Origin of the sequence: Chryseobacterium sp. POE27, from assembly GCF_039727685.1 — a bacterium.
GTDB lineage: Bacteria > Bacteroidota > Bacteroidia > Flavobacteriales > Weeksellaceae > Chryseobacterium.
In genome coordinates this window covers 3,684,330-3,710,221 of the sequence record NZ_CP152475.1, presented here as the reverse complement: position 1 = coordinate 3,710,221, position 25,892 = coordinate 3,684,330, and the positions used below count along the sequence as shown (strand labels likewise).

Here is a 25,892-nt window from a genome sequence, read left to right as displayed (position 1 = left end):
GATATTATAATTATTAATGATGAGGTTTGGGTTTGTATAAAATAACCTCGTCGTCTAATTGATCTTCCGGGGTTTCATCTTTAGACACGGGATCTTTCAGAAGCTTGTAATACATCACCGGGACTATGAAAAGCGTAAAGATCATGGAGAAGATAAGCCCGAAGGCCAGCACACTTCCCAGCGGTGCCCACATCGGGGATTTACTCAGGATCATCGGAACTACACCAACCGCTGCCGCAGCTGAAGTAAGGAATATCGGACGCATTCTCCTTTTGGCAGCCGCCATAGCTGCCGCTTTGTGTGTGTATCCATGTTCCCGGATCAGCTCATCGGCATAATCTACCAGGATGATCCCGTTTCTTACCACTATACCGATCAGACTGATAATTCCCATAAAACCTGTCATTCCTAATGGATTTCCGGTAATGAAGAGTCCGAAAAAGGCTCCGAAAAGACTCAGAAGGAAAGTACACAGGATAATGAGTGCCTTTCCAAGACTCTTAAACTGGAACAGCAGCGTAAGGAAAATCAGGATAAGGCTCACGGAAAGCGAGAGCATCATTCCCGGTGTATTTTCCAACGTTGATTCTGCATCACCGCCATATTGTATGGTCGTTCCTGCAGGTAATGCAAGCGCATCAATTTTCGGCTGGGCTTCTTTCAGAATTCTTGACGGTTTCGGTCCCAGCTGGGCCTCTGCAAAAACGCTGGCGTATTTAATTCCGTTCTTTCTTAAAATCAAACCGGTATGCCATTCCGGCTGTAAGGTGGCCACTTCTTTCAGCGGAATCTTTTCCCCGAGATAAGACTGGATGTGAAGATTTTCCAGGGCATTCATATCTTTTCTGCTGATGGAATCATACCTCAAAAAGATATCAACCGGCTTATCCCCTTCCCATAAGGTCGATACGGAATATCCTTTCAATCCCGCTCCGAGCGTTTGGGTAATAGCCTGATTAGTGATGCCCAGACGATTTGCTTTTACATCATCCACATTCAGCTTTACCCCCATATAATCGTACTCGCTGCCAAGGCGTACATTATTGGTTCCCGGGGTGTTTTCAAGGATCTTTTTCACCTCAAGGGCTACTTTCCGCTGGTCGGCTTCGTTATCACTTACCACACGGATCTCAATGGGTGAACCTTCCTGGAAGCTAAGCTGCTTCACCTTAATATAACCATCCGACATAAAGTTTTTCAGCTTTTTCAGGTATTCTTTTGCCATCTCATTGGTTGCATCGTTGCTCACGGTCGTAATGAAAACCTGTGCAAAATATCTTTTGGGAGATTCCGGGGCATACGTTGTATGGAAACGAGGCGAGCTCATCCCTACAAAGCTGGTGACATCTACCACCCTGTTGTCTTTTTTAAGGATCTTTTCAAGCTCTTTTACCTTCGCTTCCGTTTTCTCCAGAGAGGTTCCGTTAGGCATCCAGACTTCCATATTAAACTGGTTTCTTTCACTGAGCGGGAAAAACTCCGGGTCAACTTTGGTCGCAATAAACAGGGCACTGACAATCGATAAAATGCCTATAAACATAGTTGTCTTAGGCCATTTGAAGGCCAGTCCTACCCCATTATCAAAAGCAGACTGAAGATGGTCCAGCATGTTTTTCTTAGGAGGTCTGTCGCTTACCTTATGCTTCAATCCTTTTTTAATGAATACATAGCAGGTATATGGCGTAAGGAAAAGGGCAACAAGCATCGATGTGATCAGTGCGATGGCCACCGTAATTGGCAATGAAACCATGAAGTCCTTCGCAATACCTTCCATGAATAAAGCCAGTGGAGCAAACGCGAAGATGATCGCCATCGTTGCCGTAAAGATAGGGAGCGACAGCTGTTGGGCGGCCTGCCAGGCTGCCGTCCACGGGGTTAATCCTTCATCCAGCTTTTCAATATAGTTATCAACGACCACAATGGCATTGTCCACCACCATTCCGAGGACGATGATCAAAGCGGCAAGGGTCACCTGATGGAGCTCCAGTCCCACGATCTGCATCAGTCCAAATGTGATCACGATAGAAATAGGGGCTGCTGCTGATGCCACCCCGGCTACCCGTATAGGAAGCAGCAGCATTACCACCAACACCACAGAACCTATCGCCATGGCAAACTCCACCATGAAATGACTGATACTTTCTCCCACCGCTTCCGGCTGATTCACAATCGTTTTCATATGGATATCCGGCGGAAAATCTTTCTGGATGTCCTCGATCTTTTTCTCCACTTCTTTCCCAAAGGCTACGATATTGTTCTCGGGCTGCATATCAACAGTAAGAACCATGGCCTTTTCATCTCCTACCCTTACCAATGAGGAAGGTTCTTCAAAACGTCTTTCGAGGTCAGCAACATCTTTCAACCTTACAACATTGCCTGCCGGGGTGGTGTAGACGATCTGCTCGGCAATATCAGCCATATTTTTGTACCGGCTGTTGGTGTACACCGGGATAATGGCATTGGAGCCTCCCGATATTTCTCCGTTATATCCCGTTACATTCTGCTGCTGTATCGCATTCACCAACGTATTTACGCCAAAACCATACTGCTGCAGTTTCTGGTCATTGATTTTAATATAAATCTGCTGTCTCTGTCCCCCGGAACGGTTGATCTTGGAAACGGTAGGAATCACCTTCAATCCGTCTTCCAGCTTATCGACATAGCTTTCGATCTCAGCGTACGACCTTTCTTTGGAAGACACCGAGATAATCATCGCCGTCACATTGGCAAAATTACTGTTGATAAATGGCCCGACAACACCGGCGGGAAGCTTCGGACGCAGATTGGCATCCATATCAAGTTGCAACGTATGCCAGAACTTCTTACGGTCTTTAACATCAGCATTCATTTCTACGGTAAAGAATACCTGCCCTTCCTTAACCTCAGCTTTTACTTTTTTCTTTTTGATCTCTTCAAAGGAGAATAGGTACTGTTCTATTTTTTTTGCCACTTCTTCTTCTACCTGGTGCTCATCAGCTCCGGGATATAAAGCATATACCGCAGCTACAGGCATGTCGATGCGCGGGTTTTCGCTTCGGGGCATATTCATAAGGGAATTGATCCCCATCACCATCAACAGCACCACCAGCACGATCACCACCTGCTTGTGCTTCATCGCAGCTTCCAGAAAATGCACTTTTTTATTCGTCATTTCTTTCATTTCTTTTTTGAATTAAAACTTAACCGGTTTACCGTCTTCCAGACGCGTCTGCCCGGAAACGACTACCTGGTCATCCGGAGCCAGTCCGCTTCTGATGATGACATCGCTGGTACCTGCCATATTCTGCAGTTCCACTCTCTTTTTAAAAGCGGTAGCGCCGTTCCTGGCAGATTTTACGGTATAAACGTAGCTTGAACCATCAGGGCTTTTAAGTACGGCCTGAACAGGAAGGATAATGGCATCTTTGCTTTTCCCGGTATTGATGTTGATATCCGTAATCATCCCCGGCAGGATCTGCCCTCCCGGATTGTCGAGACGGATCTTTACGGTATATGTCCTGGAATTGTCATCCGCTTGCGGATTGATGATCGTTATATTACCATGAATTGTACGGTTGAGACTTGGAATGGAAACCTCTACAGGATCGCCTATCTTAAGAGCACTGATCTCGTTCTCGGTAATGGATGCTACGGCGTACACCTTATCTGTTTTTACAATCGTAAAAGCAGGAACTCCGGGGGCTGCTGTAGCTCCGGCCTCGGTTTGTTTTTGAGAAATGATTCCTGAAAAAGAAGCATAGAGCTTTGTATCTCTCAAATTTTTCATGGCAATATCTCTATTGGCTTTAGATTGTGCCAGTGCTACTTTTGCGGCGATATAATCTCTTTCCGGTAAACTTTTTTTAAGATAAAGCTGGTTAAGACGGTTGAAATTGTCCTGGGCCTGTTCCATTCCCGCGCCGGAAACGGCCAGGGCATTCTGATAGGTACTGGTTTCAATGGCCGCCAAAAGCTGACCTTTAGATACGCGCTGACCTTCCTGAACATATACCGCAGTCACACGCCCGGAAACTCCAAAGCCAATACTCACACTGTTGTCTGCCAGGATATTTCCACTGTAAGAAAATGTTTCAGGGCGGGAAACCATCTCTATTTTCTGCACGCCAACCTTTACAGGCTCTGCCTTGACTACAGGCTGTTCTTTTCCGCCACACGCTGAAAGAAGCAGCAGGCTTCCTAATAAAAAAAGACTTTTCGTTCTTTTGACTATCATAAAATAAATTTTTACCGTTAAAGAGAATTCAATCGTAAATTGGTTCACCATGCAAATTTGAGGGAAGGAAAAACATAATAAAAGGTCTGTTTTTGGCTCATTTTGGTCTAAAACGAAACGCTATTGTAGTATATATTCTGCTTGTATTTAATAATATAAATATCAAAGAATGGTGGCTTCGAGCTACCTTAGTCACCAGGAATTTCACGCTCTACTCCCTCCCACACATTCTGAATAGCGAAGGGAAGTGAAGAATCTCTAGGTAGTTATTAAACACCATGCTCGCAGTGTTTTATTTTAAGGAATTGCATATATTTTCCGTTAGCAAAGGTACTTCGACAAGCCCAGCATAAACTATAACGCTCAGCAAATGATAGAAGCGAAGGTGATGTGCGCCATCCCTTGAACACAGAGCCCACGAAGGTTTCTTTTTACAGGAGGCGCATAAGTTTCATAAAGCCGTTCCACTTATAAAAGCGCTCAGAGAATACAAAAGTCTTCAATTCCAATGGTGGCTGAGGCGACTCGAAGCCACCAGTCCTTCCAGTGTACGCGGGCCTTCGAGTGGCCTCAGGCCCCGCCAGTCGACTACTTTTCGTCGTTCCATAGAAAATTTCATATTCATATACTCTAAAACACTCCAATTCTCCCACTCTCAAACCCTAAAACTCTCCCACAAAAAAAACTCCGGCCGGGAAATCTTTCCCAAACCGGAGTGCATTCATACGATAAACTATTTTGTTAAAAACAGTCACTTTCCGAGAGGTGCTTTCGTCGGACGACGAAGACACCTTGTGACGCTCGACGCAACCTCCTTATCACGCCCGACGAAATCGTCTCTCGGAAAATAGATACCGACGACTTACGCTACCGTCAGTACTTTATCGAGGGTAGCGGTTCTCGCATCCTTCAGTAAAGTGCCGCCTCCATACTGTGTCACTACTTCCAGCTGATAGGTGCCTGCGGGTAATGCAGGAACCACTACGATAAGCTCCGAAGGATTGTTCGTCACCATATCGCTTTCCTCCACCATCGTCCTTACATTAGAAGTCGTGTTCACAAAGAACACCCCGATAAAAGGATCGTTACCCGCTACCTTGATCTTGCTGCCGGCAATCTTAAGGTTTCTGCCCGGAGTCAAAAGATCGTTTATCGAACCACTCTTCACATCGGTAACCTGTAAGATCACCGCAGAAGATTCTGCTACACCCAGTATTTCTACTTCAATATTAGGAATCTCTGCGCGTAGCTTATCTCCCTGGTTGAATTGGAAGATAATACTGTGCTTTTCTTTATTAAATGCCTCTGAAGGACTATCGAATACCCCGCGAATGGTGGTATTGGCGGTAAAATAACCGGTATTAATGGAATATCCATCGCAAAGCTGGTACGCCATTTCTTTAAGGAAAAGCTCAGTCGCATGCTCCATCGCCGAAGCGGAGATATCGGCACCTCCACGGTTGGCAGCTGACTGGCAGATCTGCTGTACATTGAGACTTCTCTCGCTGGCCGTTCTGGCGGTGAAATCATTAGGATTATCTTTCGTTAAAACGTTATCGTAGAGATACGCTTTTATTCTGTGTAAGATGTTTGCCATTGTTATTTTTTTTAAATGATTGTTAAATAGTTATTATTGAAACCTTAACAGAGTTCAGAACCCTGTTAAGGTTAGGATTAATTAATCTTAAAACCGGTACGAGCGAGACACTCGCCAGCGGATTTCCACTAATATTTTATAATAGGCATTAATGAAATATTACGAGGACGTGCAGGCCAACTATACCATGTTATATTGAGTGTATTAGGCGAAGCATTAGGAACGGAAGAAAAAGCGTCTGTACGGTTTTTTAAATCTTCACCATTGTCATCACCAATTACATTTGTATATGGTCGATTATTACTCCAAGGTAGCTGTAAACCGGATTGAGGATTACCGTATGGTGACAAAGCATAATCTCCACCCGCTGTAATCCTAGTTGCCGTTTGTGAACTTCCTAAGCTTCTGCTGACATCTACTCCTCTTCCATGATCCCAGCCTCTCACAAATTCTCCTCTCAGATCGGGAAGGTTAAAAGTGGTAGATCCATCTCCTGCTCCATAAGTAGTGCCAATGGCAGCAAATAAAGTAGCATACGTTGTACGACTTATTGCTGTTCCGTTACATTCAAGATATCCTGCAGGGACTGTACTGGCAGCAGTATAACTTACCGTACCGGCAGGCGCACTTACATTTACAGTTTGTGGCGTTTGCAATAAAATCCATTGGGTACCATCATTGGTATATAAACCTGGAACTACATTATTGGGTGCTGTACCAGCTGTAGCAGTATTGTACACCAGCATTCCGGCAACATGCGTGCTTAATGGGCTTGCACTGTTGGTAGCTGTAAGAGCCATAGAAGGTAGTTTTACACCTCTGGTGGTACTGCTAATATCAAGTGCTGCATTAGTATTGGGTGTACTTGTTCCTATTCCTACCCTCCCGTTTTCATCGATTCTCATTTTTGTAGTACCACTAGTGCTGAAGTTCAAGTCACTGAGGAGTGTAGTTCCATCACCTTTATAGTTGCTATTAATGAATGACAATGTATTAAAAGTTCCATTAGCACGTCCGCGAAAATTGACACCACCCATGATATCTCCATTTTGCAGATTAGCTGGTGTTGCTTTTGTGCCTCTGCTCTGCGTTAAAATCATAGAAGGAGTCGCCGTAGTACTATATGTGGTGATGGTAATATCATCATGAGCGTCCGCATTATTATCATTTTCTATATTAAGCTTAGAAACTGGGATAGCAGTACCTATACCTATAAAGCCGGCATCAGTAGCCACAAAGTCGGTTCCTGCAGCTCTTGCTGTTCCATCAGCTTTTGTCCCAATTTTTACCAGAGTATTGGCTGTATCATTAGTCCAAGCATCATTGGTGGTGTCTCCTGAAGAACTTCCCAAGATCTTCTGCCATATACTGCCATCGAAATAGTAATATCCCGGAGCGGTAATATTGGCCGTTGCCCCTGCCGGAGCTGAATCGGCGACGGTTGCATAAATGATGAGTCCCTTCTGGTTTGATCCGTACACCGGTGTAGGTGTAGCGGTAGTGGCTGCACGGATCTGGTCACCGGTTAATTGCGGAATAATGAGTCCCTCAGGTTTGGTTCCGTTTGTTTTGGCGGTGATGTCGAGGGTAGCTTTTGGGGAAGTATTATTAATCCCCACTTGAGCGAATGCTGTCATACTGAAAAGCAGAACAGCTGTTGTAATTAATTGTTTCATTGTTTTGTATTTATGAGTTTGTTTATGTTTTGATGACTTAGTCGGCGTTTATTCGAACACTAAGTACACGAAGATTTTCTTATCTATGATGTGTTTTTAAGTTTCACAAAGGCGTTGCACTTATAAGAGCTCACGCTTGGTAAACACGAATGACACTAATGGGTTTCACTAATTTCACGAATGTTGGTTGCCTTGCTGCCTATTTGCGCTAAAATAGTAGTGTTATTTGTGCAAGACCATTAGTGCTATTTGTGTTTGGATCACGCTGCTGGTTGAACACTAAGTGCACTAAGATTTTTTTATCTATGATGTGTTTTAAGTTTCACAAAGGCGTTGCACTTACAAGAGCTCGCAGAGTTTATCGTCACTTCGAGTAGATTTTGAAAAAATCATATCGAGAAGTTTATGAGTTTGAGAATAAATGTCATTCTCGATACATTTTTTCTTCACCTTGTTACGAAAAAACACTCGAATTGACGAAACACGAATGGCACGAATGGTTGAACACTAATTTCACAAATGTTATGTGGAATTCTTTGCTGAGATCCCTACGGGATGACAAACAGAGTAGATAGTGAATGACCATTTGTTGCAAAGGAAAATCAAAGATTTTCAAAAACTGATGTGTTCTTTTTGTTTTCAAAGTTGTAACCTTAATTCTTATGTGACTTATGTGTTAAAAATAGCTCTTGTGCCTTATGATTGAAGAACAGGTGGAGGACGACCGAAATGATTGATGGTAATAGGTGTAAGCTGAAAAGGAAGAGAAGTGAAATGAACATGTTTTTGCTCATCCCTTCTTGCGCTTTTAAATAGAAAAAAGGAAGATGGTATTGTTTTATGCTGAAGCTTTATCGGAGAAGGATTTCCGATAACAGCCATTGAAGATGAATTGAAAAGGAATCCAAGACTATGTTTGCCTGTTGGACAGCTTTTATAACACAAATTATCCGTAGGATTACTTATTGACCTCGGATTGGAACTTTTTGAAGAGGATGTATTAGCAACAGTTTTGGACCACTTTTTAGAAGAGTCTTTTCTAAAAGTTTGATCGGAAATGTATACTGGAGATTCTGCATAGAGATAGGAGTCTTTGGATACAAAGACTACAGAATCGGAGGGTACAAAAGTTTGAGCGCTCAAAAATGATGATACTAAGACCACCAAAAAGCACAGCAAAACCACGCAAAAGCGTTGGAGGGAGAGGGCTTTAGAGGGAATCATTTGTAGTTTCATTATTTTGTGTGAAAAAGTAGTCTAGGTTAGACTACTTTTTTTACATAAGAAACTAATCACCATAAAAGATAGTAAAAAACAGATGAAAAACGGTGAAAAATTCCAACTGTTTTGCGACAAAATTTTAATGATGAGTTTAAAAGCAAGAAATTAGAAAGCAATATCTTATGTTTGGAAGTAAAAAGAATTTGTTTACATTTGTAGCTGAAAAAAGTAGTCTAACCTAGACTACTTTTTTTTGTGATGTTCTACCGTCCCTCAGGAAAGCCCATCAATAAAGGAATCTACACTGCTAAAAGCTCGTACTAAAAGAATGATGTAATATTAAGATACCTTAATTAAAACATTCTCTCTGATCTCAGGAACCTAAACTAATACAAGGCGCCTTGTTCAGATTCTGACCAGTTTACACCGAATTCAGACCTTTTTTATTAACATTTCACTACAGAAATTTGCATTATTAACCAATATGAAAGGTAATGCATGAAGAGCCGGGCCATATCTGCAACCAGTAAGCTGATTGATAAAAAAGAGGTTTGGGAAATGATCACAGATATTGACCACTGGAGTGAATGGGATTTCAACATTGAACATTCAGAATGTATTGAAAGTAAAGCCGGACAAGTAGGCTTATTTAAAGTGAAACACCGCAGTTTTTTTATAACAGCAAAAGGTATTGTGGAGGAATTCAGGCCTTACGAGCGTTTCACATTCCGAATCCGGCTTGCAGGAGCCAGACTGTACAGAAAATATGTAATGGAAGATACAAAGGAAGGATTGAAAGTGACGATTATTACTTCTGTTTCGGGGTTTCTGGGTTGGCTATGGAATGTATTGGTGGTAAAAAGAATAGTGAGCGATACTCCGGAAGATCTTACCATAATCATTGAACAGATAAAAAAACAGATATGAAAAACAATGTGCTTTTTAAAACAAAATTCAGAAAAATTATAGATGCTTTTTGGCTTAGGGAGGATATTCTGGAAACCATTCCCAACTGCCAATGCGAATATCTGGACAGCAGCTTCAGACTTTTAAGTGTATCTTCTGAAACCTTATTTTCGGAAAATGAGCTTAAGCCGGTATTTGAACTGTATAAAACGGAGTTCTCTATTGTAGAACGCTATATTTCACAAGCAGGGACTGAACATCCGACCCGGATTGTATCCAGATAATTCATCGACGCTTATCTGAATTTGTTTCAGGGTTGCGGCTTATTTATTAACTTTACTAACGTTCATATCAAATTGTTGTATGACTCATAAAGATATTGTTTTCCATAACATACACGATCTTTTTAAGATCATTGATAAAAACGGGGATTCCCCAAAAACCAACAGTGATTTCTTTATCATCAGGGAATCTCATGATCTTGATGAAAATTCTTATGCCTATCCCTTCAGAACAGATAATTGCGCCATTATGCTGATCACAGAAGGGGGAGGAAATATGCAGATTAATCTTGAAGAAATATACATCAAAAAAGATGATATTGTTATTATCACCCCCAATTCAATTATTCATCCGGCCAACAAAGGTTCCTCCGCCAGGGCAAAGGGTATTGTTTTCAACGATTCTTTCATACAAAAAAATATCCGTCACATGCATTATATCAACGAGATCGTATTCTTTTCTGAAAGAACCACTCCTATCCTGCATCCCGGCATCGATGAAAGGGAAACTCTGAAGTTCCTGATCGATAAAATCAGTATGGCAGACGAACAGAATAATTACTATTCAAAAGATATCATCAACCATTATTTCAACGCATTACTTCTGGAGCTGATGGTATTATACCGCTATAGCGATGCAAGAATGATCGATCCTAAAACATCAAGAAAAAAGGATATGATCAATCAGTTTCTTGTCCTGCTTTCTGAGCATTCCAAAAAAGAGAGAGCTGTGGAGTTCTATGCTGAGAAACTTTTTGTAACCCCAAGCTACCTCACGCGTATCGTGAAAGAAGCTTCCGGGGAATCTACCCGTACGATTATTACCAATTCGGTTATTATTGAGGCTCGTGATCTGCTTCTGAATTCTAACCTTTCGATCACACAGATTGCAGAAAAGCTTAATTTCAGCGACCAGTCTTTCTTTGGCAAATTCTTTAAAAAGAAAATGAAAATGTCTCCTAAAATGTTTAGGGCGAAGAATAAGTGAGAATTTATTTTTCATCAGATATTTAAAATTCATATTACTGCCTTAAAAAGTAGCCGTTTCATCCTTTAGTTTTCCAGTTTCGCCGCTTTATTTACCTCATCGAATTTAATATTTTACGTTCTTTGTATAAATGATTAGAAACGAGAGAAAAATATATATTTACAGTGCATTACTAATTACTTTGGTCGCAAATTCAGCAAAGCTGATGGCCCTTAATACCGATGGAATCATTGCCCGCTACTGGCAGTTCAATATCTGGGAATATGCTTTCCAGTTTCTGTACAATATGGTATTCTGTATGATTTTGCTGCATCTTAATCTTTCAGAAGGAAAGCTCTTTAGCAGATACAGGGAAAAGCAGCAGTGGCTGAAGCTCTATACCTTCAACGCTTTGTTGGTAGTGGCCGCTATTATTCTGGGAAGCTTCCTTCACTCCCTGCTTTTTGGAGCTTTGCAACTTCCAAGAATCAGAGTGAGGGGATATTTTGCCCGGTTTTTACTCAGCAGTGTCATGGTTGCCGTGGTCATTCGCCTTATTCTTCTGATGCGTGAGAGCAAAAATAAAGATCTCATCAATGAACAACTGCATACCGCTTATCTTCAGGCTCAGCTGAAACTCCTCCAGGAACAGCTTAATCCACATTTTCTCTTCAATACGCTCAGCAGCCTTTCCGCTATTGTAAGGGAAGATCAGCATCTTGCACAAAACTATATTCTGCATCTGTCTAAAGTTTTCAGATATACGCTGATGCATTCAGGGAACGATATGGTAACGATGGATACCGAACTTCAGCATCTGGAATCTTACATTCAGCTGGTGAAAATGCGGCTGGAAAATACGTTTCAGATTCAAATTAATATAAGCCGGGATATTTTAAATAAAAAAATGCTTCATTTATCACTGCAGCCATTGGTGGAAAATGCGGTTAAACATAATATGGCTACAGTTTTACATCCTTTAATCGTTGATATTTACGGAGAAAATGGCTGGCTCGTTGTCAGGAATACTCTTCAGCCCGTCGCCAGTGAAGCAGAAAGCACCGGACTTGGCCTTACTAACCTGAATGAAAGATACAGGCTACAAACACTGCATGAGATAGAAATTCATCAAACTGCAGAATATTTCATGGTAAAACTCCCGCTATTATGACCCAGAATCTCCGCATCATACTGATAGAAGACGAAGCGGCAACCGCAAGAAATCTTGAATATATCCTGAAAGAAATTAATCCCGGTATTGAGGTTATCGTAACGTTACAAAGCATCACAGAATCTGTGGATTGGTTCAACGGTAACAATAGTGATTATGATCTGATATTTTCTGATATAAGATTATCGGATGGGTTGTCATTTGAAATTTTTAAGCAGCTAGAAATTAGAAAACCCATTATTTTTGTTACGGCGTATAATGATTATGCGATAGAAGCCTTTCGGAATAATGGTATTGATTATGTTTTAAAACCTTTTGACAGGGAAGAAATACAGAGAACTCTCCTGAAATATAATACACTGATCGCTACCGGCATTAAAATGGAACAGACTAAAACTGAAGCTTTACTGCAACAGCTTGAGTCTGTAACGAAGCGTTATAAAAAATCTTTCCTGATCCACTATTGCGGAAGACTGATCCCGGTAGAAGCCGCTAAAATAAGCTGGTTTTATACAGCCAATGAAGTTGTATATGCCCACACGACGACCGGACAAAAATATGCCGTAGAATTTACCATGGAACAACTGGAACGAGATCTGGACCCGGAACTATTTTTCAGGGCAAACCGTCAGTTTATCATTAACAGGAATGCCATAGATACCGTGGAATATTTTTTCAACGGCAGGCTTTTAATTAAAATTTATCCATCACCACAGGAGCAGATCATAGTGAGCAAAGCAAAAGCAATGGTGTTTAGAAAATGGCTGGATCAATAATCAATTTCACCACTTGATTTAGGCGGTTCACCGTTTTTTATTGTAACGGAATCTATCGCTATTGCTACATTTGTTCTATTAAAAAACTAAAACTTCCGAGATGATTCTAAAAACAAGAAAACAAATTTGTCTTATCGTAACAGCTGTTACGTGTATGGCATTTACGCCCCTGGCGGCGCAGTCGAAAAGTCTGAAGGACAGCACTCCCGAACAACGGGCAAAGATGCAGACCGAATGGATGAAAACGAAACTGGCTTTAAATTCCACCCAAATCCAGCAGGTATATGATCTTAACCTCGAATATGCCAGGAAAAATGATCCTATTCTGCAAGGCAATGATGGCAAGCTGGCTAAATTCAAAAAGCTGAAAGCTTTACAGAAGGAAAAATCCTCCGTTCTGAGTAAAGTTCTGAATGAAGAACAGTATAAAAAATATCAGGAAATAAAAGATCAATTAGTACAAAACTTTAAAAACAAAAGAAAATGAAAAAATTATTATATCCATGGGTAATCATGATATTCATTACCGCTTCAGCTTGTTCTCAGACTAGCAATGCTGATAATGAAGAAACTCTAATGGAGACAACCTCAGACACCAGCCGTCGGGGACCAATTCCGAAACCGACCACCGGATACGGTTCGGATGGCAACTATGAAGTGGCAGAAATTAATTTTGACAATCCGCAGTATGAAGGCACACAGGTTTCGATTTTCTATCCGCAGGGGATCACTTCTCCCAGACCTACCATATTCTTTTCCCATCCCTACGGTGGTGAGGACAAATCTTACAATATAGAATTGTACAACTTTATTGCAAAGAAAGGTTACGTGGTGGTATTTGTACCTTACCGCACGATTGATGTAAGTATAGATCATCGTTACCAGACTCTCTGGCAAGGTTTTGTAAAGGCTGCTGCCGATTATCCGAACATTATCGATACTCTAAAAGTAGGTTTCATGGGTCACTCTTTTGGGGGCGGCGCAAGCATTGATCTTGCTTACAAAGCATTTACGGAAAAAGGATGGGGGCAAAATGCACGTTTTTTGTTTACTATGGCACCCTGGTATTCTTTTAACTGGAATAGCCCGTTAACAACCCAACAGCAATTGCAGAATTTTCCGGCCAATACAAAAATGATCACCCAGGTGTATGATGAAGATGATATGAATGATCACCGTATGGCCATCGATATTTTTAAGAATATCAATATTCCTAACAGTGAAAAAGATTTTATTTATTTTAAATCATCGACTGTTGACGGATACAATTATGTAACGGATCATGTGATGCCCAGCTCCCGTCAGGTTTTTGATGCATTAGATTATTATGGAGTCTACCGCCTTTTGGATGCCATGATGGACTATAGCTTTAACGGAAATGCCAGTGCTAAAAATGTAGCTTTGGGTAACGGCTCTGCGGCACAAATTACCATGCCTTCTTCCAATGGGCAAGCCATGGCTCCCCTTGAAGTTACGGATAATCCGACTCCTAAATATCTGCAAATTAAATATGAGTTTCGTTGTGGCAGCAGTACCAACCCACGAACTGCTTACTGCAATTAAAAGAAATTTAAAACCAGCTTTTCTTAAACTAAAAACCCGCTCTAAACTTTCGTTTAGAGCGGATTTTAATTATTTATTATTGTTACTCAAAATTATTTCACTTCTTCAAAGTCTGCATCCTGTACATCATCAGCACCTGCATTGTTACCTCCTGCATTTTGAGCTCCTGCATCAGCACCAGGCTGTTGACCTGCAGCGTACAATTCTTCTGAAGCAGCCATCCATGCTGCGTCTAAAGCTTCTGTTTTAGCTTTTACATCATCTGCATTTTTAGCTTCGAAAGCTGTTTTCAATTCTCCGTGAGCGGCTTCAATTGCTGCTTTTTTGTCTGCTGATAATTTCTCACCAAACTCTTTCAATTGCTTTTCAGTCTGGAAGATCAATCCGTCAGCTTTGTTGAAGATCTCAACTTCTTCTTTTTTCTTAGCATCGGCAGAAGCATTTTCCTGAGCTTCTTTCTTCATTCTTTCGATTTCTTCATCAGAAAGACCTGAAGATGCCTGAATTTTAATCGACTGCTCTTTACCGGTTCCTTTATCTTTAGCAGAAACGCTTAGGATACCGTTTGCATCGATATCGAATGTAACTTCAATTTGAGGAACTCCTCTCGGCGCTGGCGGAATATCTGTAAGGTCGAATCTACCGATTTCTTTGTTGTCATTGAACATTGGTCTTTCACCCTGCCCTACTCTGATGCTTACAGCCGGCTGGTTGTCAGAAGCTGTAGAGAATACTTCAGATTTTTTAGTTGGAATCGTTGTGTTCGCTTCAATTAATTTAGTGAAAACAGAACCCATTGTTTCGATACCTAAAGAAAGTGGCGTAACGTCTAATAAAAGAACGTCTTTTACATCACCGGTCAATACACCTCCCTGGATAGCAGCACCAATCGCTACAACTTCATCCGGGTTAACTCCTTTAGATGGTTTTTTACCGAAGAATTTTTCTACTTCTTCCTGAATGATCGGGATTCTTGTAGAACCACCTACCAGGATTACTTCGTCGATATCCGATGTAGATAAACCAGCATCTTTTAGCGCTTTAGCAACCGGCTCCATAGATCTTCTTACCAAATCTGCAGATAACTGCTCAAATTTAGCTTTAGTTAAGCTCTTAACCAAGTGCTTAGGACCTGTAGCGGTAGCGGTGATATATGGAAGGTTGATTTCCGTTTGAGGAGAAGAAGACAATTCGATTTTTGCTTTTTCAGCAGCTTCTTTCAATCTTTGTAATGCGATAGCATCAGATTTTAAGTCAACACCTTCTTCAGCTTTGAATTCATCAGCCATCCAGTTGATAATTACATCATCAAAGTCATCACCACCTAAGTGCGTATCACCGTTTGTAGACAATACTTCAAATACACCATCACCTAAATCAAGGATAGAGATATCGAAAGTACCACCCCCAAGGTCATACACAGCGATTTTCTGATCTTTATGGTTTTTATCAAGACCGTAAGCCAATGCAGCAGCAGTAGGCTCGTTGATGATTCTTTCTACTTTAAGACCAGCGATTTCACCCGCTTCTTTAGTAGCCTGTCTCTGAGCATCGTTAAAATAGGCAGGAACAGTAATTACCGCTCTCGTCACTTCCTGGCCAAGATAATCTTCAGCGGTCTTCTTCATTTTCTGAAGTGTCATTGCTGAAATTTCCTGTGGCGTATATTCTCTGTCGTCGATTTTTACCTTTACCGTATCGTTTGGTCCGCTTACTACTTTATAAGGTACTCTTGAAATTTCAGAAGCGTCATCTTTAAAATGTGTTCCGATAAATCTTTTGATAGAGTAAACCGTTTTTGTAGGGTTAGTAACGGCCTGCCTTTTTGCAGGATCCCCCACTTTTCTTTCACCATCTTCTGTAAATGCTACAATAGAAGGAGTTGTTCTTTTTCCTTCTGCGTTAGGAATAACAACAGGGTCTTTTCCCTCCATTACAGCAACACAAGAGTTGGTTGTACCTAAGTCAATTCCGATTATTTTACTCATAATATTTTTATTTTTTCTAATTTTTAAGTTTAGTTTACATTTCTCTATTTCTCAATATTTATACCATTGGATATTTTGTGACAAATTGACACATACAAATGAAGCAGGAAGAAAAAACAGCCCTATGATCGTGTAATAAAGGCATTCGATATTGATAAATGGATGTCAGAAAATGGCAATGTCAATAAACAATGTCAAAGGATGTCACGTATTTGTTATTGACAGAATGAGGGTTATTTTTTTATGGATGCTGTTTATATTGTAGCAGATTTTTAATAACTTTAGTCACTTACAAAAAACAAATTTCAGCGCTCTGGTTCTTAAATTTAATTAAAGCTTAACGTTGAAAAGGCCCTTTAAAAAGAGCTGAATCATTATTTTTGATAAATTATAAACTAGCGAATGTCATTACATTTTAATCCGAGAGATATTACCTGGCTTGCCTTCAACGAAAGGGTGCTTCAGGAAGCAATGGACGAGAACGTCCCGTTACATTTAAGAATCCGGTTTTTAGGAATTTTTTCTAACAATCTGGATGAGTTTTTCAGGGTGCGTGTTGCCGGATTAAAGCGCGCGATGGATTTTAAGGAAAAAGTAATTGCCGAATCTTTTTATCAGCCTCCTTCAAAGATACTTCAGAAAATTAATGATATCGTGATCAGGCATCAGCAGAATTTCGATAAAACCTGGAGGAAAATTCAGGGCGAAATGGCCGATCATCATGTTTTTATTAAAACCTCAAAAAATTTAACGGCGCAGCAGAAAGATTTTGTGAGAAGATATTTTGATGAAGTGGTAGAATCTAATGTGATTCCTATTCTGCTTCACGAAAATACGCCAATGCCTTATATGAGAGACAAAAGTCTCTATCTGGGCGTGGCTATGAGAAAAAAAGACTGGCAGTATTCCAGCAATTATGCGATTATTGAAATTCCGTCGCGTTTTGTGGGAAGATTTGTATTACTTCCTACCGACGATCCACAGGAAAAGAATGTGATGCTTCTGGAAGATGTGATTACCTTCAATTTACCGCATATCTTTTCTTATTTCGGATATGATGAGTTTTCCGCCAATGCTTTTAAAGTAACTAAAGATGCTGAACTGGATCTGGATAACGACATCCGAACGAATTTTGCAGAAAAGATAGAAAAAGGTTTAAAAAACCGAAGAAAAGGAAAGCCAACGCGTTTCGTTTTTGATAAAGATATGGATAAGGCCTTACTGGAAATGCTTATCCGGAAATTAAATTTAAGTAAAAAAGACAGCATTATTCCGGGAGGAAAAATTCATAATTTCAAACATTTCATGGATTTTCCGGATGTTTTTGAAAAATATGAAAAGCCAGCAGAAAGAACCTCTTTTACACATCCCGCTTTTGAAAATACAGAAAGGATAACAGATGTTATTTTAAAACAGGACGTACTTTTGTCATTTCCTTATCATAAATATAATCCCGTTATTGATCTTCTGCGTGAAGCAGCGATGGATCCGGATGTAAAGTCTATTCAGATCACGGCATATCGTCTTGCGAGCAGCTCAAAAATCATTAATGCATTGATCTATGCGGCGAGAAACGGTAAGGAAGTTACGGTAATGCTTGAGCTTCAGGCAAGATTCGATGAAGAATCCAATCTTGAATGGAAAGAAATGCTGGAACCGGAAGGAATCACGGTTTTAATAGGGCTTCCGAACAGGAAAGTGCATGCCAAGCTGTGTGTGATCAAGAAAAGATCTCACAATAAAACCATTCAATACGGATTTGTAAGCACCGGAAATTTTAATGAAAAAACGGCAAGAATTTACGGAGATCACTTGCTGATGACAGCAGACCGCGGAATAATGGCAGATATAAATAAGGTTTTCAGTGTTCTTAAAAAGCCGAAAGATGATTATTTGCCTGTATTGAAAACCTGCAAAAATCTTTTGGTTTGTCCGCAATTCATGCGTGAAAAAATTGTTTATCACATCGATAAAGAAATTGATGAAGCCAAAGCAGGAAGACATGCTGAAATGATTATTAAGGCAAATTCTGTAAGCGACAGATTACTGATTGAAAAATTATATGAAGCAGCCCAGGCCGGAGTTATCATCAGAATGATCGTGCGGGGAATTTACTGTGCGGTGAACCAGAAAGAATTTAAAGAAAAAATAAAAGCAATAAGTATTGTTGATGAATACCTGGAACATGCCAGAGTAATGTATTTCTACAACAAAGGAGCCGAAGATATGTACATCTCTTCCGCAGACTGGATGACAAGAAACCTGGATTACAGAATTGAAGCTGCCGCCAGAATCACCGATAAGAATCTGAAGAAAGAACTGAAAGATATTCTTGATATACAGTTGAAAGATAATGTAAAAGCTCGTATTTTAGACAAAAAATTGAGCAACGAGTATATTCATAATAATAAAGAAGAATGCCGTTCTCAGCTCGAAACCTATCGATATTTACATGCCAAAACGAACAAAAAATGAAGATTGCAGCCATAGATATAGGAAGTAATGCGGCCAGACTGCTGATTAATGAAGTAAAAATCAACAATAAGCAACCGGAATTCATTAAGCTTAATCTGTTAAGAATCCCTCTACGATTGGGAATGGATGTTTTTACCCTTGGTAAAATCGGTGAAGAGCGGGAAAGAATGGTGATCGATTCTATGAAGATTTTCAGCGATCTGATGAAAATGTACAAAGTTGAGCATTACAGAGCGTGCGCAACAAGCGCTATGCGTGATGCTGCCAACGGTAAAGATATTATTGAGGAAGTAAAAAAAATATCAGGAATCGATATTGAGATTATTTCCGGAGATGAAGAAGCTGCCCTGGTTTTTGAAAATCATATAGCAGAAGCCCTTGATAAGGAATTTGCCTATCTTTATATTGATGTCGGTGGAGGTTCTACAGAGCTTACCTTTTATGAAAATGGCAAAATGCTTTATGAAAAATCTTTCAATATCGGAACGATCCGCCTGTTGAATAATCTGGTAACACCCGACAACTGGAAAGATATGAAGGAAGAAATCAGGAAAAATATCAACAGTAAAAAGCCGATCGTTGCCATTGGATCGGGAGGAAATATCAATAAAGTATTCTCGATGAGCAAGACCAAAGACGGTAGACCAATGTCATTGTCGCACCTGAAGAAAGTTTACAAGGAATTTGATGATTTAACGGTTGATGAAAGAATGACGAAATACAACCTCCGTGAAGACAGGGCAGATGTTTTGGTTCATGCTCTGAAAATTTTCAACAACGTAATGTCGTGGTCGGAAATCAGCAGGATTTTTGTTCCGAAAATATCCGTTGCCGATGGATTGATTCATAACATTTACAGTAAACTGCACGATAAAAAGTAATTTTAATATATAAATTAATCTAAAAGCCGGTCAATTTGATCGGTTTTATTTTTAATTGTCATGACGAGCGCCTATCGAAATAAGTCAATTTTTAATAAAATTTCTAATTCTGTTAAACGGATTTCAGATGTAGTAACTATTGTTTTAATGGTGAAATGGTAAAAGGCAGACAAAACCCCTAGCCCCGATTGAGCGGCATGTCTGAGCTCATTTTTTGATTTAGTTGCGGCGGCTTCGCCGCCGCAACTAAATCAAAAAATAGCGAGTAGCGAAAGCGGGAAAAAGCTTCAAATAAAAAATATATATTGCTTTCGATGTAATCAAATTGCTCCAAAAAAATACAATTCTACGGAGTCAAAAAGCTTCAAAATAAACTTGAGGTTACTTTAAAAAACTCAACACAGGTACACATTGATCTTTAACTAAAAACTTAAAATTTTTGCCGTATATAAAGTAAAAGCCGACTAAAAACGTCAGCAATAGAAAACAAATAAAATGAATTCAATTAAAGTAATCCTGACCGGTGCTACGGGAATGGTAGGTGAAGGCGTTCTGATGGAATGTCTGGAGAATCCCAATGTTTCTGAAATTTTAAGTGTCAGCCGAAAATCATGTGAAATAAAGTACGCAAAACTGAAGGAATATATGGTTCCTGACTTTCTTGCAATTGATCTTAATGATGAAAACTTCAGAGGATACGACGCGGTCTTTTTCTGCGCCGGTATCAGCAGTATAGGAATGAACGAAGAAGAGTACACCAAAATTACTTATGATACTACTATTCATTTTGCCAAAGCCGTTCTCAGTAAAAACCCAGGTATGGTTTTTAATTATGTTTCCGGTGTGTATACCGACAAAACAGAAAGCGGAAAAATAATGTGGGCAAGAGTAAAAGGAAAGACGGAAAATGCCTTAAAGAAGTTGGGATTCCGGGATACATATAATTTCCGTCCCGGATTTATGAAACCTGTTGAGGGTCAGAAAAATGTAAAATGGTTTTTTAAACCTTTTATTTGGTTTTTCCCTGTTATATTACCATCAAAATCATTAACTTTACAGGGAGTGGGCAGAGCAATGATCAACGCGGTAAAAAAAGGATATCCCACCTCAACATTAGAAATCAAGGACATTAAAAATCTGGCGATATGAAAGAAATGTTAAAAAGAATTTTTCTGGTTGCTTTTATTTTATTGGTTCTGACTGCTATTTCAGGATTTTTCTACATGCAGAAACATCCCCTTGACGGCAGAAAAGCAACAGGGAAAAATCTGAATTTTTCCAATCAGCTGTCAAAATAGAAACAGTAGAAAAAATTAATATTTACTGAATTTCAAATCGTTTGTAGAGAAGTCTGATAACGATCCATAGTTTGCGGTTTCATTTCATCAGAGTAATAATAACCTATTTATTAATCATTTATTAAAATTACCTTAAAATATTTAAGAAGGATAAGTTTCATTTTTGCATAAATTTAATATCAGCAAAAATGATCAATCATTACTTTTTAAAAGGTTCTGTGATAGCCGCATTTTTCCTTCAGGGAGCGGTTTTCGGGCAGACATCACTTATCCACTACTGGAATTTTAACAACAATACATCAACTGCGGCCATTGCCACTCCAACATTAAGTGTAACCGGAGGATCAATGACTGCTGTCATCAACGGAACAACGGAAATAGATTTCGCAGGTGGTACAGGGCAAAACTTCAGCAATGAAAACCTCAATGCCAGAAATGGAGATGCTGCAGGAACTCATTTAAGATACAACTTCCCTATCAACGGAAATCTACAGTTTAATCTTCCCACTACAGGTTATCAAAATGTTGTTGTAAAGTTTACGACAAGAAGATCAGGTTCAGGATCAGGAACACAGACATGGTCTTATTCTACGGATGGAACCAATTTTCAAACATATCAGACCGTATCGCCGCAGGATGCCAATCCGCAATTGATTACATTGGATCTTTCCGGAGTAGCAGGTGTGGCGAACAATCCCAATTTCAAGCTTAAGGTTGAATTTTCCGCTACCGGAGGAGGAACGGGAGGAAATAACCGCTTTGACAATTTTACCGTAGATGCGACCTCAATAAACGGAGCAGACACAACACCGCCAACGGTCACTTATCTTCCGTCAAATAATGCGAATAATGTTTTACCTACTATAAATCCTACCATTTCATTTAATGAAAATGTAAGATTAATCGACAATACTACGATCAGTGATTCAAATGCACAAAATCTTGTTGACTTCCGTTTAGGTAATGCTTCAGGAACTCAGATACCTTTCACCACTACTTTTTCAAATAATAAGATTACCATAATCCCAACAACAGTTTTAGTTCCCAATCAGACGTATTATCTGGCGCTAAAACCCAATACTGTTGAGGATACAAGTGACAATGCGGTGACAGCAGTAACAGCCACAACATTTACAACAGCCGGAGCATCCGTTTCTTTAGATAAAAATTTTATTAAAGTTGATGAAAACTCAGGAACTTTAGCATTTAAATTAAATATTACCAACCCTTCAAATGCTACCGTGAATCTTGTGGTAAAACCGGCTCCTTTCGGTACGGCGGGCAGTAATGATTTTACTTTAGCCAATCAAACCATTACGCTTACTCCTTCCACGACAAGTTATACCGTAAATATTCCCATCATCGATGATAATTTAGAAGAACAACAGGCAGAATATTTCGTTGTAAGCCTTGAAAATCCGGCGGGAGCAACCATTTCCGGAGATCCTAATGCTACCGTTTATATTATTGACAATGACAAGCCTGCGCCGGCTCCTTCGCATCAGATTGCATTAAACTATATCGGAAGCTTTGATCCGTCAGGAAACAACAACAGCTCTACGGAAATTGTAGTTCATGATCCTGCAACACAAAGGTTATTTACCATAAGCTCAATCACTGATGTTTTTGATATTATTAATTTCAGCAATCCAAACCTGCCATCGGTAATTAATACCATTAACATGGCTCCATATGGTGGTATTACCAGCATTGCCGTAAAGAACGGGATCATTGCTGCCGCGTCACCTAATGCCAATCCACAGCAGAATGGCTCCGTCGTTTTCTTTGACATTAACGGTAATTTCCTTAAACAGGTAACAGTAGGTGCATTACCAGATATGATCACTTTTTCTCCGGATGGTACAAAAGTAATGACCGCCAATGAAGGAGAGCCGAATGATGCCTACACGGTAGATCCGGAAGGAACAATAAGTATCATTGATATTTCCGGAGGAGTTGCCAACCTTACCCAAAGTAATGTAACAACACTCAATTTTAATGCTTTCGATTCACAGGTGACCGCTTTAACAGCAACAGGTCTAAGAAAAGTAAGAACCAACAACACACTTTCCCAGGATTTTGAACCTGAATACATTACGATAAGTTCCGATAGCCAGAAAGCATGGGTGACACTTCAGGAAAATAATGCTGTGGCAGAAGTGAATCTAACTACTAAAACAATTACAGGAATCTGGGGACTAGGTAAAAAAGACATGAGCATTCCCGGAAACGGCTTCGATGCTTCCGATAATAATAATGAAATTTTAATTGCCAACTGGCCGGTAAAAACTTATTACACTCCAGATGCGGTTCAGAATTACAAAGTAGGGAATACACATTATATTGTAACGGCCAACGAGGGTGATGAAAAAGATCTTTCAGGATTCAGCGAAAGAACGACAGTGGGAGCCAATAATTACACACTGGATGCTTCATTATTCCCTCAGTCATCTGTTTTAAAAGCTTCCTACAATCTTGGGAGATTCAGGGTTTCCAATGCTACCGGAAATACAGACAGCGATGGAGACTTTGAAGAAATAGCTGCACTAGGTGCCCGTTCTTTTTCAATTTTTAATGCAGATACTCAGCAAATTGTTTACGATAGTGGCGATCAGTTTGAAAGATATATTGCCGCCAATCATCCATTGATTTTTAATGCAGATAATGAATCCAATACGGTAAAGAGCAGAAGCCGCGCTAAAGGACCTGAGCCTGAAGGCGTTGCCTTGGGCAATATTAATGGACAGACGTATGCTTTCATCACCCTGGAAAGGACGGGAGGCGTAATGGTGTACAATATTTCAGATCCTAATAATCCTACATTTACGGACTATAAACATTCCCGTATGACATCAGCTTATGGCGGTGACAATGGTCCGGAAGGAATCATCTATATTGCTCCGGAAAATACGACCACCGGAAAAGGCTATGTGATCATTGCCAATGAAATCAGCGGAACATTATCGATGTACGAAGTTGGTGGTGCAGGTAATCTTGCAACAGGTGAAGTAAAATCTGAAAAAGCAACATTCAACGTATTCCCCAACCCGGTTACAAAAGGCAATATACTGTATTTTAACAGAGTACAGGATTATGAGCTCTATGATATGTCAGGAAAAATGATTGAAAAAGAAAAGAATGCTTTAACAATCGATACTTCCAAACTTTCTACAGGAGTTTATCTCATAAAAACATCAGAAGGACACATAAAAAGAGTGATTGTAAAATAGAATATATTATTAGTTGATTAAAATGAGTCCCGCTTGTCGGGGCTTTTTCGTATAAGCTATTCCAAAGAAACTTTGTTTGGCTCAACGGTATTGAAGCAATAAAATAAAATGTTATAAAAAATCCGGCGAAAAAAATTCACCGGATTTATACTTTAATGCATATCATCATAAATTCTCACCAGATCCACCACATTTTTCACCTGCAGCTTTTCGAATATTTTCTTTTTGTACGTACTTATGGTAGACATTTTAAGATTCAGGATATTGGAAATCTCAATATTCCCGTTTCCCTGTGCCAGAAGTTTGAAAATCTCCAGTTCCCTTTTTGAAAGCCGCTCTACAGAATGGCTGTCCGTAGAATGGGTCACCAGCTTTTTCATCATATTGAGGGTGTAATAATATCCTTCTTCAAACATACTGGCTACAGCCGTAAGAATTTCGGCCTCTGAAGCCCCTTTACTGAGATATCCGGATGCGCCTTCTTCAATGTATTGTATCCCTACGTTTTCATCATAGGTAGAAAAAAACAGGATTTTGAGTTGCTTTTGCTTTTTCTTCAGATCTTTTACCATTGCTTTAAAGATACTGCCCGGTATATCGATATCAATTATCAACAGATCATACGTATTTTCGGAGACCATTTCTTTTGTTTCAGAATAGGTTTCTGCAAAATCTATATTACAAGGATATTGAAGTTTTGATTTTAGCACCAGAGCCGTACCTGTCCTTACAACATAATGACCGTCAGCAATGAGTATATTTTTCATAGAGTTAGTTTTTTAAATAAATTTCCCGGAAGAATGGAAAAAAAGTTTGTCTCATTTTTTTTATATTTTCAATACAAGTTACAGACCAATTACACAGCATCATAATATACCTTTTCCCCTCTATTTAAGGACGTTTTAACACACAATTCTACTATCCCGGAATTTCCGGAATTCAAATAATTGAAATAATCTTTACCCAACTGTTAAAAATTATTAATCCTCTAAAGCGTATGAATAAAAAAGTATATTACAAGCACACATCCCCATATAGCACCGTAAATATTTTTTTACAAAAATAACACATATAATATTCACAACGGAGTAGAATTATTACTATAAAATTTTCATAATTATCTTTAACATTTCTTAAATACAGACATTTACAATAATTTTCACTCTCCTAAACCCTTAAAAATTATTAAAAGCCAATAACTAAGGTTCAAATCCCATCCTTTGAAATAACATGTTTCTAAACTCGTGAAAAAAATTAATTATTTTTCCGATAGATATTATATTGTTTACTGATTAATATCAGTTTTATTTTTGAATTTAGAAAAAAAAAGACAGACCCGGCCGGATCTGTCCTAAGAATATATTTTTAAATTCTTACTCTACGCTTATTACTTTTTCAATTTCCGGAGCATGTTGCTTAATGGTATTTTCAACGCCAAGCTTCAGGGTTGAAAAATTTAATGAACATCCGGAACAGTTGCCTAAAAGCTTTACATAAACCAGGTTATCCTTCACATCAATAAGCTCAATATCGCCGCCGTCCTTATTAAGAAACGGGCGGATGCTTTCCAGAGCTTCCAATACCCTTGTTACTGTATCTTCGTGTGTTATATTTGTTTCCATATTTTTTCTTTTCAATTGTGGGTTTTC

At 39.5% G+C, this 25,892-nt stretch carries 20 protein-coding genes; 12 read left to right on the top strand and 8 right to left on the bottom strand.

What is annotated here, in order from left to right:
• Positions 1 to 13: 13 nt before the first annotated feature.
• The 5 genes from AAHI02_RS17785 to AAHI02_RS17765 all read right to left on the bottom strand — a co-directional run bounded on the left by AAHI02_RS17785 (position 14) and on the right by AAHI02_RS17765 (position 8,722).
• A complete protein-coding gene (locus AAHI02_RS17785) occupies positions 14 to 3,151 on the bottom strand; it encodes an efflux RND transporter permease subunit (RefSeq protein WP_346984385.1) in 3,138 nt (1,045 codons plus the stop codon).
• Positions 3,152 to 3,172: 21 nt separating this feature from the next.
• Positions 3,173 to 4,213: an efflux RND transporter periplasmic adaptor subunit gene (locus AAHI02_RS17780; protein ID WP_346984384.1), complete on the bottom strand. Its 1,041-nt coding sequence runs from the start codon at positions 4,211 to 4,213 to the stop codon at positions 3,173 to 3,175.
• Between the two features lie 862 nt (positions 4,214 to 5,075).
• Entirely contained in the window at positions 5,076 to 5,810 is a 735-nt protein-coding gene (locus AAHI02_RS17775; protein WP_346984383.1) for a DNA-binding domain-containing protein, read from the bottom strand.
• A 128-nt stretch (positions 5,811 to 5,938) separates the two neighbouring features.
• Complete coding sequence (locus AAHI02_RS17770) at positions 5,939 to 7,486, bottom strand: phage tail protein (protein WP_346984382.1); 1,548 nt, start codon at positions 7,484 to 7,486, stop codon at positions 5,939 to 5,941.
• Positions 7,487 to 8,182: 696 nt separating this feature from the next.
• Positions 8,183 to 8,722 (bottom strand): hypothetical protein, encoded by a 540-nt coding sequence (locus tag AAHI02_RS17765; RefSeq protein WP_346984381.1) that lies wholly within the window; start codon positions 8,720 to 8,722, stop codon positions 8,183 to 8,185.
• A 483-nt stretch (positions 8,723 to 9,205) separates the two neighbouring features.
• Here AAHI02_RS17765 and AAHI02_RS17760 point away from each other — a divergent pair, with 483 nt between their 5' ends.
• The 7 genes from AAHI02_RS17760 (at position 9,206) to AAHI02_RS17730 (ending at position 14,371) form a co-directional block, all read left to right on the top strand.
• Entirely contained in the window at positions 9,206 to 9,634 is a 429-nt protein-coding gene (locus tag AAHI02_RS17760; RefSeq protein WP_346984380.1) for a hypothetical protein, read from the top strand.
• On the top strand, positions 9,631 to 9,897 hold the full coding sequence (locus AAHI02_RS17755) for a hypothetical protein (protein ID WP_346984379.1): 267 nt from the start codon (positions 9,631 to 9,633) through the stop codon (positions 9,895 to 9,897). The genes AAHI02_RS17760 and AAHI02_RS17755 overlap by 4 nt, the downstream gene beginning before the upstream one ends.
• Positions 9,898 to 9,976: 79 nt before the next feature.
• Positions 9,977 to 10,882 carry a helix-turn-helix domain-containing protein gene (locus tag AAHI02_RS17750; RefSeq protein WP_346984378.1) on the top strand — a complete coding sequence of 302 codons (906 nt, stop codon included), beginning with the start codon at positions 9,977 to 9,979 and terminating at the stop codon, positions 10,880 to 10,882.
• A gap of 130 nt (positions 10,883 to 11,012) precedes the next feature.
• Positions 11,013 to 12,032 carry a histidine kinase gene (locus tag AAHI02_RS17745; protein ID WP_346984377.1) on the top strand — a complete coding sequence of 340 codons (1,020 nt, stop codon included), beginning with the start codon at positions 11,013 to 11,015 and terminating at the stop codon, positions 12,030 to 12,032.
• Positions 12,029 to 12,808 carry a LytTR family DNA-binding domain-containing protein gene (locus AAHI02_RS17740; protein ID WP_346984376.1) on the top strand — a complete coding sequence of 260 codons (780 nt, stop codon included), beginning with the start codon at positions 12,029 to 12,031 and terminating at the stop codon, positions 12,806 to 12,808. The genes AAHI02_RS17745 and AAHI02_RS17740 overlap by 4 nt, the downstream gene beginning before the upstream one ends.
• A 100-nt stretch (positions 12,809 to 12,908) precedes the next feature.
• Positions 12,909 to 13,295, top strand: a complete 387-nt coding sequence (locus tag AAHI02_RS17735) for a hypothetical protein (protein ID WP_346984375.1) — start codon at positions 12,909 to 12,911, stop codon at positions 13,293 to 13,295.
• Complete coding sequence (locus AAHI02_RS17730) at positions 13,292 to 14,371, top strand: alpha/beta hydrolase (RefSeq protein ID WP_346984374.1); 1,080 nt, start codon at positions 13,292 to 13,294, stop codon at positions 14,369 to 14,371. Before AAHI02_RS17735 ends, AAHI02_RS17730 begins: the two co-directional genes overlap by 4 nt.
• Before the next feature lie 92 nt (positions 14,372 to 14,463).
• Here the strand turns inward: AAHI02_RS17730 and dnaK are convergent, their stop codons facing one another.
• Positions 14,464 to 16,359, bottom strand: coding sequence for a molecular chaperone DnaK (dnaK, locus tag AAHI02_RS17725; protein ID WP_346984373.1), 1,896 nt, complete (start codon positions 16,357 to 16,359; stop codon positions 14,464 to 14,466).
• A 402-nt stretch (positions 16,360 to 16,761) separates the two neighbouring features.
• Between dnaK and ppk1 the strand changes: the two genes are divergently transcribed.
• The 5 genes from ppk1 to AAHI02_RS17700 all read left to right on the top strand — a co-directional run bounded on the left by ppk1 (position 16,762) and on the right by AAHI02_RS17700 (position 24,243).
• Positions 16,762 to 18,834, top strand: coding sequence for a polyphosphate kinase 1 (gene ppk1, locus AAHI02_RS17720; protein WP_346984372.1), 2,073 nt, complete (start codon positions 16,762 to 16,764; stop codon positions 18,832 to 18,834).
• On the top strand, positions 18,831 to 19,715 hold the full coding sequence (locus tag AAHI02_RS17715) for an exopolyphosphatase (RefSeq protein WP_346984371.1): 885 nt from the start codon (positions 18,831 to 18,833) through the stop codon (positions 19,713 to 19,715). Before ppk1 ends, AAHI02_RS17715 begins: the two co-directional genes overlap by 4 nt.
• A 495-nt stretch (positions 19,716 to 20,210) precedes the next feature.
• Complete coding sequence (locus AAHI02_RS17710) at positions 20,211 to 20,864, top strand: NAD-dependent epimerase/dehydratase family protein (RefSeq protein ID WP_346984370.1); 654 nt, start codon at positions 20,211 to 20,213, stop codon at positions 20,862 to 20,864.
• Positions 20,861 to 21,013 carry a hypothetical protein gene (locus AAHI02_RS17705; RefSeq protein WP_346984369.1) on the top strand — a complete coding sequence of 51 codons (153 nt, stop codon included), beginning with the start codon at positions 20,861 to 20,863 and terminating at the stop codon, positions 21,011 to 21,013. Before AAHI02_RS17710 ends, AAHI02_RS17705 begins: the two co-directional genes overlap by 4 nt.
• A gap of 188 nt (positions 21,014 to 21,201) precedes the next feature.
• A complete protein-coding gene (locus AAHI02_RS17700; protein WP_346984368.1) occupies positions 21,202 to 24,243 on the top strand; it encodes a choice-of-anchor I family protein in 3,042 nt (1,013 codons plus the stop codon).
• 152 nt (positions 24,244 to 24,395) lie between these two features.
• Here the strand turns inward: AAHI02_RS17700 and AAHI02_RS17695 are convergent, their stop codons facing one another.
• Both AAHI02_RS17695 and AAHI02_RS17690 read right to left on the bottom strand, forming a co-directional pair.
• Positions 24,396 to 25,010, bottom strand: a complete 615-nt coding sequence (locus AAHI02_RS17695; protein ID WP_346984367.1) for a response regulator transcription factor — start codon at positions 25,008 to 25,010, stop codon at positions 24,396 to 24,398.
• Between the two features lie 606 nt (positions 25,011 to 25,616).
• Positions 25,617 to 25,865, bottom strand: a complete 249-nt coding sequence (locus AAHI02_RS17690; protein WP_066439129.1) for a NifU family protein — start codon at positions 25,863 to 25,865, stop codon at positions 25,617 to 25,619.
• Between the last annotated feature and the right edge of the window lie 27 nt (positions 25,866 to 25,892).